Here is a 12,859-nt window from a genome sequence, read left to right on the forward strand (position 1 = left end):
AGCTTCCTCGGCACCGGTTCATGGGAGAACCGGGAGAACCTGGAGACCGAAGATGTTCCGATGGAAGAGGCTGGCGGCCGCTGCGATCGCCGTCACCACGATGGTCGGCCTGACCAGCTGCGCGGCCGACTCCGGCGGAGGCGCCTCCGGCGGCTCGAGCGAGACGCTCACGCTGGGTGCGATCCAGACCCTGTCGACGTTCGCCGCGGCGGACTCGTACTGGGCCAACGAGTCGCCGTACATGCAGGCCGTCTACGACAGCGTGCTGCGGGCCGAGCCCGACGGCACCATCACCGAGGGCCTCGCCTCGGAGTGGACCTACAACGAGGACAACACGGTCCTCACCCTGAAGATCCGCGACGGTGTGACCTTCTCCGACGGATCGACGCTCGACGCCGACGCCGTCGCGCAGAACCTGATCCGCTTCCGCGACGGCAACTCGCCGGACACGAACAAGATGGCCGACCTCGCCGACGCCGTCGCGACCGACGCCTCGACCGTCACGGTGACCCTCAAGCAGGCCAACCCGACGTTCCTCTTCTACCTGACCCAGAACGCCGGCCTCGTCGAGGCGCCCTCCGCCTTCGAGTCCGCCGACATCCAGACCGTCCCGGTCGGCTCCGGCCCCTACGAGCTCGACGCGGCCAAGACCGTCATCGGCACCTCCTACGCCTTCACCAAGCGCGACGGCTACTGGGACGAGGACTCGGTCCACTACGACAACCTGAACATCAACGTCTACAGCGACTCCACCGCTCTGGTGAACGCGATCAAGGGCGGTCAGGTCAACGCGGCCAACACGGTCGACAACAACGACCTCAAGGAGATCGAGGCGTCGGGCTTCACCGTCAACCCCTTCGAGCTCAACTGGACCGGTCTGCTGCTGCTCGACCGCGACGGCACCATCGCGCCGGCCCTGAAGGACGTCCGCGTCCGCCAGGCCATCAACTACGCGTTCGACAAGGAGTCGCTGCTGAAGGCCATCGGCCAGGGCTACGGCACCCCGACCACGCAGATCTTCCCGACCTCCTCCGAGGGCTACGACGAGTCGCTCGACGACGACTACCCCTACGACCCCGAGAAGGCCAAGGAGCTGCTCGCCGAGGCCGGCTACCCGGACGGCTTCGAGCTGAACATGCCCTCGAGCTCGCTCATCGGCTCCTCGACCTTCACGCTGATCCAGCAGCAGCTCTCCGAGGTCGGCATCACCGTCACCTACACCGACGCCGGCAACAACTTCATCGCCGACGTCCTCGCCCCGAAGTACGCCGCGACCTGGCTCACGCTGCAGCAGGACCCCGACTGGGCCCTGATCAACTTCGAGCTCAGCCCCAACGCGATCTTCAACCCCTTCAAGAACGCCGACCCCGAGCTCGAGACGCTGATCGAGGCCGTCCGCACCGCGGACGAGTCCGGCTACGCCGCCGCCGTCCAGGCCGTCAACGCCTACACGGTCGAGAACGCCTGGTTCGCTCCCTGGTACCGCCAGCAGTCGAGCTTCGTGACCGACGCGAACACCAAGGTCGAGACCCAGACGGGCAACGCCTACCCGTACCTCTGGAACATCACCCCGGCCTGATCCGGATCGGCGGGGGCCGGCTTCACGGCCGGCCCCCGCTCCCTCTTCTCCGCGCGTCACCGATCCGCTGATCAGGCCCGCGCCCTCCTCCGTTCGAAGGACCACTGATGACCAGGTTCATCCTGCGACGCGTCGTCTCGGGGATCATCCTCGTGGTGCTGATCTCCGTCGTCGCCTACGCACTCCTCTATCTCGGCGGCGGCGACATCGCCCGCCGCATCCTCGGGCAGAACGCGACGCCGGAGGCCGTCGCCCAGCGCGCCGCGCAGCTCGGCCTCGACCAGCCGATCTGGTCGCAGTACCTCGGCTGGCTCGGCCACGCCGTGACCGGCGACCTCGGCAGCTCCTGGTTCACCGGGCAGGCGGTCACCACCGCCATCTCCACCCGCGTCACCGTCACGCTCTCCCTGGTCATCGGCGCCACGATCATCTCCGCGATCGTCGCGGTCGTGCTCGGCGTCTGGGCCGCGGTCCGCCGCGGCTGGGCCGACAAGCTCGTGCAGCTGGTGTCGATCCTCGGCTTCGCGATCCCCGGCTTCCTGATCGCGCTGGGACTCGTCACCGTCTTCGCGATCAACCTCCGCTGGTTCAAGCCCACCGGCTACGTCAACCTCACCGACTCGTTCTCGGGCTGGATCGCCACGGTCACCCTGCCGATCATCGCCCTCGCGATCGGCGGCATCGCCGGTGTCGCCCAGCAGGTCCGCGGCTCCGTCATCGACGCGCTCCGCCAGGACTACGTGCGGACCCTGCGCTCGCGCGGCCTGCCCGCCAACCGGATCGTCTTCCAGCACGTGCTGCGGAACGCCGGCGGCCCCGCGCTCGCCGTCCTCGCCGTGCAGTTCATCGGCCTCCTCGGCGGCGCCGTCATCGTCGAGCAGATCTTCGCGATCCCCGGTCTCGGCCAGGTCGCGGTCACCGCGACCACCCAGGGCGACATCCCGCTGGTGATGGGCCTCGTGCTGATCACCGCGATCATCGTCGTCATCGTCAACCTGCTCATCGACCTGCTCCAGGGCTGGCTCAACCCGAAGGTGCGACTCTCATGACCGCCACGACTCCGCTGCCCGCCAGCACCCCGTCGGTCGGAGTGGAGGAGCGCGCCGCCCGCACGCACCTCTTCCGCCGCCTGCTGCACAACCCGGTCGGGCTCGTCTCGCTGGTCTTCCTCGCGATCGTCGTCCTCTCCGGGATCTTCGCGCCGCTGCTCGCCCCGGCCGACCCGAACCGCGCCTCGCTGCAGGACGTGCTCGCCGAGCCCGGCGCCGCGCACCTGCTCGGCGCCGACAGCGCCGGCCGCGACGTCCTCTCGCGACTGCTCTTCGGCACCCAGTTCAGCCTCGCCGGCGCCCTGGTGGCGCTCGCGGTCGCCGTCGTGATCGGCGTCACCAGCGGACTGCTGGCCGGCTACTTCGGCGGCTGGTTCGACTCCGTCTCGGCCTGGACCTCCGGCCTCGTGATGGCGCTGCCCGGCTTCGTCGTCCTGCTGGCGGCCCGCGCCGTCATCGGCCCGTCGATGTGGCTCTCGATGGCCATCTTCGGCGTCCTGCTCTCGCCGGCCTTCCACCGGCTGGTCTACGCCTCCGTCACCGCGGTGCGCGGCGAGCTCTTCGTCGACGCGGCCCGGGTCTCCGGACTCAGCAACGGCCGGATCATCGCCCGGCACATCCTCACCGTCGTCCGCGCTCCCGTCATCATCCAGGCCTCGCTGGTCGCCGGCATCGCGATCGCGATCCAGGCGGGACTCGAGTTCCTCGGCCTCGGCGACCTGTCGATCCCCACCTGGGGCTCGATGCTCAACGACGGCTTCTCCAACGTCTTCAACGCCCCGATCCTGATGCTCTGGCCGAGCCTCGCGATCGCGCTCACCTCCATCGCGCTGACCCTGCTGGGCAACGCGATGCGCGACGAACTCGAGCGCAGCGCCTCCGGAGCCAAGCGCTCGAAGAAGCGCAAGTCGGCCTCGGCGCCCGCGACGGTGCCGACCAGCCTGTCCACCATCGGCATCCAGACGATGCTCGACGAGGACGCCGCGGCGCCCAAGACCGTCGTGCACGAGGAGGAGGCCGGCGCCCGCAGTGCCGAGGAGATCCTCCGCGTCACGAACCTCTCGGTCGGCTACGGCCAGAACGACGGCTCGGTGAAGACGGTCGTCCACGACGTCTCGCTCGCGGTCCGCCGCGGCGAGATCCACGGCCTGATCGGCGAGTCCGGCTCCGGCAAGACGCAGACCGCCTGGTCGGTGCTGCGCCTGCTGCCCGAGGGCGGCCGGATCACCGGCGGCTCGATCGTCTTCGACGGCAAGGACCTCGCGCACCTGTCGGAGAAGGAGATGACCAAGCTCCGCGGCAAGCGCATCGCGTACATCCCGCAGGAGCCGATGTCGAACCTCGACCCCTCCTTCACCATCGGCACGCAGCTCGTGCAGCCGATGCGGATCTGCCTCGGCCTCTCCAAGTCGGCGGCGAAGGAGCGGGCGCTCGGCCTGCTCGCTCGGGTCGGCATCCCCAACCCGCAGCGCACCTTCGACGCCTACCCGCACGAGGTCTCCGGCGGCATGGCCCAGCGCGTGCTGATCGCCGGCGCCGTCTCCTGCGACCCCGACCTGCTGATCGCCGACGAGCCGACCACCGCGCTCGACGTCACGGTGCAGGCCGAGGTGCTGGACCTGCTCCGCGAGCTGCAGTCGGAGCTGAACATGGGCATGATCCTCGTCACGCACAACTTCGGCGTCGTCGCCGACCTCTGCGACCGCGTCTCGGTCATGCGCGACGGCCGGATCGTCGAGACCGGGCCCGTGCGCTCGATCTTCGCCGACCCCCGTCACCCCTACACCCGCGCCCTGTTCGACGCGATCCTCGAGGAGGGGCCCGCCCGCGGACCGCTCGTCGCCACCACCGCCGTGAAGGAGTCGAGCCGATGAGCGCCGCACCCGCCGCACCCTCCGAGCTGCTGCTGGACGTCAAGGACGTCGTCGTCGAGTACCCGGGCAAGGGCTTCCGCGCCAAGCCGTTCCAGGCGCTGAAGGGCGTCTCGCTCGACATCCGCCCCGGCGAGACGGTCGGCCTGGTCGGCGAGTCCGGCTCGGGCAAGACCACGCTCGGCCGCGCGGTGCTGGGGCTCGCCCCGGTCACCGGCGGCGAGATCCTCTACAACGGGCGCGACATCGCGCACCTCGACCGGCGCCAGCGCCGCGGGCTGTCCTCCGAGATCCAGGTCGTCTTCCAGGACCCGTACACCTCGCTCAACCCGTCGCTGACGATCGAGCAGATCCTGGTGGAGCCGCTCACCGTGCGGAAGGTCGACGCCAAGGTCGCCTCCAAGCGGGTGCGCGAGCTGCTCGACCAGGTCGGGCTGCCGCAGTCCGCGGCCGATCGCCTGCCGCGCGAGTTCTCCGGCGGGCAGCGCCAGCGGATCGCGATCGCCCGGGCGCTCGCCCTCGAGCCGCGGCTGATCGTCTGCGACGAGCCCGTCTCGGCGCTGGACCTCTCCACTCAGGCGCGCGTCCTCGACCTCTTCACCGAGATCCAGGAGCGCACCGGAGTCGCGTACCTCTTCGTCTCGCACGACCTCGCCGTCGTGCGGCACCTCTCGCACCGCGTCGCCGTGATGTACCACGGCGAGATCGTGGAGTGGGGCGACGGCGACCAGGTCACCTCCCGCCCGGAGCACGCCTACACCCAGCGCCTCTTCCTGGCGGCCCCCGTCGCCGACCCGGTCCGCCAGGCCACCCGCCGCGAGGAGCGCCGCGCCTTCGTGGCCGCCCACCCCTGACGCCCCTGCTGACACCCCCACCCCCGGACGCGCGCGCGTCCCTCCCCTCTCCGCGAGATGCCACTTATGAGCGCGACACGCCGCGTTATCGCGTCATAAGTGGCATCTCGCGGAAGGGGCCGGGCGGGGTGCGCCGTCAGAAACCCACTACTGCTAGGTTTTGAGGGACGACGACGTCGCCTCCCGAGAGAGAAAGAGTCACCGTGACCGACACCTCCACTGCTCCCCGCATCCCGGCCGAGGGACCTGACGCCGACGCCCTGCTCACCGAGCTGATCGGGCGCCTCGACCTCGAGGAGAAGGTGCAGCTGCTCACCGGCCGCGACTTCTGGACCACCTGGCCGATCGAGAGGATCGGCCTGCGCCGCATGCTCGTCTCCGACGGCCCGTCGGGTGTCCGCGGCGAGGTCTGGGACGAGCGCTCGCCCTCGCTCAACCTGCCCTCCGCAACCGCCCTCTCCTCCTCCTGGGACCGCTCGATCGCCCGCCGCTACGGCGCCGCCGCCGCGGTCGAGGCGCGCCGCAAGGACGTCGACGTCGTCCTCGGCCCGACCATCAACCTGCACCGCTCCCCGCTCGGCGGCCGCCACTTCGAGGGCTTCAGCGAGGACCCGGTGCTCACGGCCGATCTCGCCGCCGCCTACGTGGCCGGCGTGCAGGAGAACGGCGTCGGCGCCACTCCCAAGCACTACATCGCCAACGACTCCGAGACCGACCGCTTCACCGTCGACGTCCGGGTCGGCGACCGCGCGCTCCGCGAGCTCTACCTGCTCGCCTTCGAGCGCGCGATCGTCGAGACCCGCGCCTGGCTCGTGATGAGCTCCTACAACTCGATCAACGGCACCACCGCCACCGAGAGCGACCTGCTGGAGACCCCGCTGAACAGCGAGTGGGGCTTCGACGGCGTCGTCATCAGTGACTGGACCGCGGTCCGCACCGTCGACAGCGCCCGCGCGGCGCAGGACCTGGTCATGCCCGGCCCCGACGGCCCGTGGGGCGCCGCGCTGGTCGCCGCCGTCCGCGACGGCTCGATCGAGGAGTCCGTCGTGGACCGCAAGGTCCGCCGCATCCTCCGCCTCGCCGCCCGCGTCGGCGCGCTGGAGGGCTTCGAGCCCGCCGTCGCCGAGCCGGTCCTCGTCGAGGACGGCCGCGCCTTCGCCCGCGAGGCCGCCGCGGCCGGCAGCGTCCTGCTGCGCAACGAGGGCGAGCTGCCCTGGGACGCCTCGGCGCTCACCTCCGTCGCCGTGATCGGCCACAACGCCCGCGAGGCGCGCACCCAGGGCGGCGGATCCGCGACGGTCCTGCCCGAGAAGGTCGTCACTCCGCTCGACGGCGTCCGCGCCGCCCTGCCGCAGGCCCGCGTCGACTACGCCCTCGGCGCGGTCGTGCAGGACGGCGTCGCCCCGCTCGTCCTCGATACGATCACCAACCCGGTCACCGGCGAGCCCGGCCAGCGCGTCCGCTTCCTCGCCGAGGACGGCGCGGAGCTGTTCGTCGAGGACCGCCGCGCCACCTCGCTGGTCTGGTTCGGCGGCACCGCCCCGATCGCCGCGTCGGCCCGCGTCGAGTTCTCGACGATCCTCACCCCCGCCGCCGACGCGACCGTCCGCCTGGGCTTCGCCGTCGCCGGCACCGCCCGCGTCTACGTCGACGGCGCGCTCTTCCTCGAGGAGACCCTCGCCGCCGTCGGCTCCGACCTCGGCGCCGCGCTGCTCGCCCCGCCGTCGGTCTCCGCGCCGCTGACCGTCACCGCCGGCACTCCCGTCGACATCCGGATCGAGTACGACATCGTGCACGCCGAGGGCGACCTCGAGGGTGCGCTCGGCTTCACCTACGGCCTCGAGCCCGACGCCACCCCCGCCGACGAGCTGATCGCGGAGGCGGTGGCGCTCGCCCGCGACGCCGACGTCGCCCTCGTGGTCGTCGGCACCAACTCCGCGGTCGAGTCCGAGGGCTACGACCGCAGCTCCCTCGACCTGCCGGGTCAGCAGGACGCGCTCGTGCGTGCCGTGGCCGCGGTCAACCCGCGCACCGTCGTGGTCGTCAACGCCGGCGCTCCCGTGCTGCTGCCGTGGCGCGACGAGGTCGCGGCCGTGCTGGTCGGCTACTTCGGCGGCCAGGAGATGGGCGACGCGGTCGCCGACGTCCTGCTCGGCCGGGTCGAGCCCGGCGGGCGCCTGCCCACCACCTGGCCGGTCGCGATCGAGGACGTCCCCGTCCTCTCCACGCTGCCGACCGACGGCGAGCTGCACTACGACGAGGGCATCCACATCGGCTACCGCGCCTGGCTGCGCAGCGAGGTCGAGCCGGCCTACGTCTTCGGCCACGGCCTCGGCTACACCTCGTTCGAGCTCGTCTCGGTCTCGACGCCCGAGCCCGTCCGCGGCGGCGAGGACGTCGCGCTCCTCGTCGACGTCATCAACACCGGCGAGCGCGCCGGCAAGGTGGTGCTGCAGGCCTACGCCGAGCGCCGCGACTCCGCCGTCGAGCGCCCGGTGCGCTGGCTGGTCGGCTTCGAGAGCGCGACGCTGGAGGCGGGCGCGAGCGCGCAGATCGCCGTGACCGTGCCGACCCGCCTGCTCGCCACCTGGAACGACGGCTGGGAGTACGAGGCAGGGGCGTTCACCATCCGCCTCGGCACCTCGCTCGAGGACGTCCCGCTGGTGACCGAGCTGGAGCTGCGCGCATGAGCGCGGCCGTCGTGCCGGGCGGAGTCGCGCAGGGCGGGGTCGGCGCGCCCTTCCCGAACCCGCTGATCCCCGGCTTCAACCCCGACCCCAGCGTCGTCCGCGTCGACGGCGTCTACTACCTGGTCACCTCGACGTTCGAGTACCTGCCCGGCATCCCCGTGTACCGCAGCACCGACTTCGAGACCTGGGAGCGCGTCGGCAACGTCGCGACCCGCGCCGAGCAGATCGGTGTGGAGGAGGTGCCCACCGGCCTCGGCGTCTGGGCGCCGACGATCCGCCACCACGACGGCCTCTTCCACGTGATCGTCTCGGTCCCCGCGGGAGTCGGCACCGTCGTCTTCACCGCGGCGGACCCGGCCGGCGAGTGGAGCGACGGCACCGTCCTGACCGACGCCGACGGCGGCCCGCTCCAGGGCATCGACCCGGACCTCGCCTGGGACGAGGACGGCACCGCGTACGTCACCTACTCCGGCCTGATCCTGAGCGGCGAGGAGGCCGGCGCGCACCTCGGCATCCAGCAGGTGCGGGTCGACCTCGCGGCCGGTCGCATCCTGGAGGAGCCGCGCTCGCTGTGGTCGGGCACCGGCGGCGGCTTCCCGGAGGCGCCGCACCTCTACCGGCGCTCGGTCGACGGCCGGGACGTCTGGTACCTCCTCATCGCCGAGGGCGGCACGGAGCGCGGCCACGGCGTCTCGATCGCCCGGAGCGACGCGCCGACCGGCCCGTTCGAGACCGCGCCCGGCAACCCGTTCCTCACCGCCCGCGGCACCACCCGACCGGTGCAGAACACCGGCCACGGCGACCTGGTGGAGGGCCCCGACGGCTCGACCCTGATCGTGCTGCTCGGCGTCCGCCCGCGCGGAGCGACGCGCGCCTTCTCGGCGCTCGGCCGCGAGACCTTCGCGACCCGGGTGACGTGGGTGGACGGCTGGCCGGTCGCCGAGCCCGTCGCGCTCGCGCCGCGCGGTCCGCTGCGCGACGACGTCGACTTCTCCGGACCGCTCGACGCGGGCTGGATCGGCGTGCGCCGCCTCCCGACCGCGCTCGCGAGCGTCGAGGGCGGCCGGCTGTCGCTGCCGGGGGAGGGGCGCACCCTGCGCCACCCGCAGCCCACGTTCGTCGGCCGCCGCCAGCTCACCCAGACCATGCAGGCCTCGGTCGTCGCCGACGTGTCGGCCGGCGTCGGCGGGCTCGCCGTCCGCTACGACGAGACGACCTTCGCGTCGGTCGAGGCGGAGTCGACCGGCTCCGGCACGCGGGTCACCGCCCGCGCCGTCATCCCCTCCTTCGAGCAGGAGTGGACCGCCGAGCTTCCCGAGGGCCCGGTGACGCTGATGCTGGAGTCCGAGCGCGACGCCGGCGTCGGCTTCGGCCCCGGCCAGATGACGAGCGACTTCCTCGTCCTCCGCGCGGAGGCGGGCGGCGTCTCCCGCACCCTCGCCCGCATCGACGGGCGCTCCTTCACCGCCGAGACCGCAACGTCCTTCACCGGCCGCGTCCTCGGCCTCTACGCGACGACCGGCACGCCGACGTTCACCGCCTACCGCTACGCCGGCACCGACGACTGAGCCGCGGGTCTCGATACGCCGCTCCGCTTCAGGCTGCTCGACCAGCCTGAAGCGGAGCGGCCCGCGCTGCGGGCCGCCCTGTTGATCGAGCGGCCAGCGCCCCATGCTGATCGAGTAGCCCGCGAAGCGGGCGTATCGAGATCCACCGTTCTGCAGACGTCGGGTCTCGATACGCCGCTCCGCGGCTGCTCGACCAGCATGAAGCGGAGCGGTCCGCGCCTCATGCTGATCGAGTAGCCCTCGCAGAGGGCGTATCGAGATCCACCCGCTCCCGGGTTGTACCACGTCTGCGTCCAGCCGCAACCACGTGAACTCCCAGGCGGCTCGCCTCTACCGTCGAGGGAGGCGACCGCAGCAGCGGCCTGCCGCACACCGAGTGAGACATCAAGGAGCACTACCGTGTCGCAGATCATCGAGACCGTCGACGTCAACGTCCCCGTGTCCGTCGCGTACAACCAGTGGACGCAGTTCGAGGAGTTCCCCAAGTTCCTCGACGAGGTCGAGTCCATCCAGCAGGTCACCGACGTCCTCACCGTCTGGAAGGTGAAGGTCGGCCCCGTCGAGCGCGAGTTCGAGGCCAACATCACCGAGCAGCACCCCGACGAGCGCGTCGCCTGGAACAGCACCGGCGGCGAGACCGACCACGCCGGCGTCGTCACCTTCCACAAGCTCTCGGACACCGAGACCCGCGTCACCGTGCAGCTCGACTGGGAGCCCGCGGGCTTCCTCGAGACCGTCGGCTCGCTCGTCGGCGCCGGCAGCCACGCGGTCAAGAAGGACCTCAAGAACTTCAAGGAGTACATCGAGTCCAAGGGCTCCCCGGACGGCGCCTGGCGCGGCGACGTCGAGGCCTGAGCCCGATGTCGGACGACAGCACCCCGGACACCGGCACTCCTGAGGACGGCGGCCTCGGCACCGAGGGCACCATCCCCGACTCCGAGGACGGGATCGCCCTGGGCGTCTCGGGCGACTCGCACTTCAACCCCGAGGAGGACGCCCCGAGCGACTCCGAGGGCGAGGCGGACGAGAAGTAGCAGAACGATGTGAAGGGCCGGAGGCGGTGACGCCCCCGGCCCTTCGTCGTCTCAGCGCCAGGCCCGTGCGTACTGCGGCGGCACCAGCCCGAGCGGAGCCCCCAGCTCGCGCGCCATCCGCGACGGCGCGTGCGGGTCGCGCAGCAGCTCGCGCGCCAGCAGCACCACGTCCGCGTCGCCGCCGGCCACCACGCCCTCGGCCTGCTCCGCCGTCGTGATCAGCCCGACCGCCCCGACGGGAGCGCCGGTCGCCCGGCCCACCTCGCGAGCGAACGGCACCTGGTAGAGCGGCGCCACCGGGATGTCGGTCCCCTTCACGAGCCCGCCGGTCGAGACGTCGAAGAGGTCGACGCCCTCGTCGCGCGCCCACTCCGAGACCCGGATCGTCTCCTCGAGCGTCCAGCCGCCCTCGGCCCAGTCGGTGGCGGAGAAGCGCACCAGCAGCGGCAGCTCGCCGATCTCGGCCCGCACCGCGCGGACGACCTCGAGCAGGAGCCGCGCGCGGTTCTCCAGCGATCCGCCGTAGGCGTCCTCGCGGTGGTTCGAGAGCGGCGAGAGGAACTGGTGCAGCAGGTAGCCGTGCGCTGCGTGCAGCTCGATCACGTCGAAGCCCGCGTCCACGGCACGCCGGGCGGAGGCGCGGAACGCCTCGACGAGGCCCGGCAGCTCCTCGACGTCGAGCGCCCGCGGCACCGCGTAGCCCTCGAACGCGATGGCGGAGGGGGCGACGGTCTCCCAGCCGCCCTCGTCGACGGGGACGGAGCCGTGCCCGCTCCACTCGCGGTAGGTCGACGCCTTGCGGCCCGCGTGCGCGAGCTGGATGCCGGCGAGCGCGCCCTGGCCGTGCACGAAGTCGACGATCGGCGCCCAGCCCGCCTGCTGCTCGGCGTTCCAGAGCCCGGTGTCCCAGGGGCTGATCCGCCCCTCGGGGACGACGCCGGTCGCCTCGACGATCACGACCCCCGCCCCGCCGCGCGCGAGCGAGCCGAGGTGCACGAGGTGCCACGGCGTCGGCACGCCGTCCTGCGCCTCCACCGAGTACTGGCACATCGGCGCGGCCCAGACGCGGTTGCGCGCCGTGCGGGAGCGGAGGGTCAGCGGCTGGAAGAGGGCGGGGGAGTCGGTGGTGGTGCGAGGTGCGTCGGTCATCTCAGGGCCAACCGACGGAGCGGCCCGGGTATGCCCGCTGTCGCGCGGCGGCCGTCCGCTGGCGCCGCGCCGTCGCTCAGCGCGGCCAGGTCGCCCCGGGCGCCTCCTGCCAGACCGAGCTCGGCGGCGCGAGCGACTCCAGCTCCTCGAACAGCGCGTCCGGGATGTCGAGCGCGTCGTCCGCGACGAACGCGTCGTAGTGCTCGGCGCTCGTCGCGCCGACCACCGTCGTCGTCACCCGCGGGTCCCGGGTCGAGAACTGCAGCGCGGCGGCGGCGAGCGGCACGCCCGCCCGCTCGCAGGCCTCGCCCATCGCGGCGACCGCGTCGACGATCTCCTGCGGCGCCGGCGCGTACGCGTAGCTGCGGACCGGCTCGGGCCAGCGCGCGAGCGCCCCGCCGCCGTAGACGGCCGCGTTGACCACGACGACGCCGCGCGCGACGGAGGCGTCGATCAGCTCCTCGGAGGAGCGGTCGACCAGCGTGAACCGGTTGTGCGTGATCACCGCGTCGAAGAGCCCGGTGTTGACGTAGTGCCGCAGCATCGGCGCCGGCCCGCCCGAGATGCCGATGGAGAGCGCGACGCCCGCCTCCTTCATCGCGACGAGCGAGCGCACCGGGCCGTCCTCGGCGAAGGCCTCGTCGTAGGAGATGCGCTCCGGGTCGTGCAGGTAGAGCAGCGGCAGCACGTCCATGCCCAGGCGCTCGCGGCTCTCGTCGAGGCTGCGGCGCATCCGCTCGGCCGAGTAGCTGCCGGTCTCCGGGTCGCGGTCGAGCTTCGTGACGACGGTGATCCCCTCCGGGACTCCGCCGCGCGCCCGCAGCGCCTCGCCGATCAGCCGCTCGCTGTGCCCGAGCGCGTACTCGTTGGAGGTGTCGATCACCGAGACGGGGCGGCCGGCGCCGGAGTCGAGCACGCGCTCGAGCGCGGGCACCGTGTCGAGCGAGCCGACGCGGTCGGGGTTCCAGGACGTGCCGAGGGTGAGCCGGGTCACCAGGGCGCCGGAGGGGCCGAAGGGGCGGAGCGCGGAGGGCTGAGAGGTCATTCCGTCAGCCTGGCAGCCGC

The 12,859-nt window shown here is 72.2% G+C and carries 10 protein-coding genes; 8 read left to right on the top strand and 2 right to left on the bottom strand.

Annotated features, from left to right (window positions below; all coding sequences use genetic code 11):
- Positions 1-52 precede the first annotated feature (52 nt).
- The 8 genes from MT351_RS03310 (at position 53) to MT351_RS03345 (ending at position 10,645) form a co-directional block, all read left to right on the top strand.
- Positions 53-1,579: an ABC transporter substrate-binding protein gene (locus tag MT351_RS03310; RefSeq protein ID WP_132437469.1), complete on the top strand. Its 1,527-nt coding sequence runs from the start codon at positions 53-55 to the stop codon at positions 1,577-1,579.
- Positions 1,580-1,686: 107 nt separating this feature from the next.
- Positions 1,687-2,628 carry an ABC transporter permease gene (locus MT351_RS03315; protein ID WP_123736712.1) on the top strand — a complete coding sequence of 314 codons (942 nt, stop codon included), beginning with the start codon at positions 1,687-1,689 and terminating at the stop codon, positions 2,626-2,628.
- Positions 2,625-4,502, top strand: a complete 1,878-nt coding sequence (locus tag MT351_RS03320; RefSeq protein WP_243581249.1) for a dipeptide/oligopeptide/nickel ABC transporter permease/ATP-binding protein — start codon at positions 2,625-2,627, stop codon at positions 4,500-4,502. The genes MT351_RS03315 and MT351_RS03320 overlap by 4 nt, the downstream gene beginning before the upstream one ends.
- Positions 4,499-5,353, top strand: coding sequence for an ABC transporter ATP-binding protein (locus tag MT351_RS03325; protein ID WP_123705418.1), 855 nt, complete (start codon positions 4,499-4,501; stop codon positions 5,351-5,353). The genes MT351_RS03320 and MT351_RS03325 overlap by 4 nt, the downstream gene beginning before the upstream one ends.
- Positions 5,354-5,556: 203 nt before the next feature.
- A complete protein-coding gene (locus MT351_RS03330) occupies positions 5,557-8,043 on the top strand; it encodes a glycoside hydrolase family 3 protein (RefSeq protein ID WP_374204736.1) in 2,487 nt (828 codons plus the stop codon).
- Complete coding sequence (locus MT351_RS03335; RefSeq protein ID WP_243581250.1) at positions 8,040-9,611, top strand: glycoside hydrolase family 43 protein; 1,572 nt, start codon at positions 8,040-8,042, stop codon at positions 9,609-9,611. The genes MT351_RS03330 and MT351_RS03335 overlap by 4 nt, the downstream gene beginning before the upstream one ends.
- 399 nt (positions 9,612-10,010) lie before the next feature.
- A complete protein-coding gene (locus tag MT351_RS03340; RefSeq protein ID WP_123736715.1) occupies positions 10,011-10,466 on the top strand; it encodes an SRPBCC family protein in 456 nt (151 codons plus the stop codon).
- A 5-nt stretch (positions 10,467-10,471) separates the two neighbouring features.
- Positions 10,472-10,645, top strand: coding sequence for a hypothetical protein (locus tag MT351_RS03345; RefSeq protein WP_164874539.1), 174 nt, complete (start codon positions 10,472-10,474; stop codon positions 10,643-10,645).
- A gap of 51 nt (positions 10,646-10,696) precedes the next feature.
- Here MT351_RS03345 and MT351_RS03350 read toward each other — a convergent pair whose 3' ends face one another.
- Together MT351_RS03350 and MT351_RS03355 are read right to left on the bottom strand one after the other, a co-directional pair.
- Positions 10,697-11,794 carry an NADH:flavin oxidoreductase/NADH oxidase gene (locus MT351_RS03350; protein WP_243581251.1) on the bottom strand — a complete coding sequence of 366 codons (1,098 nt, stop codon included), beginning with the start codon at positions 11,792-11,794 and terminating at the stop codon, positions 10,697-10,699.
- A gap of 76 nt (positions 11,795-11,870) precedes the next feature.
- Entirely contained in the window at positions 11,871-12,839 is a 969-nt protein-coding gene (locus tag MT351_RS03355) for an aldo/keto reductase (RefSeq protein WP_243581252.1), read from the bottom strand.
- Positions 12,840-12,859: the final 20 nt, after the last annotated feature.

The organism is Rathayibacter sp. VKM Ac-2926 (assembly GCF_022815565.1).
Classification (GTDB): domain Bacteria; phylum Actinomycetota; class Actinomycetes; order Actinomycetales; family Microbacteriaceae; genus Rathayibacter; species Rathayibacter festucae.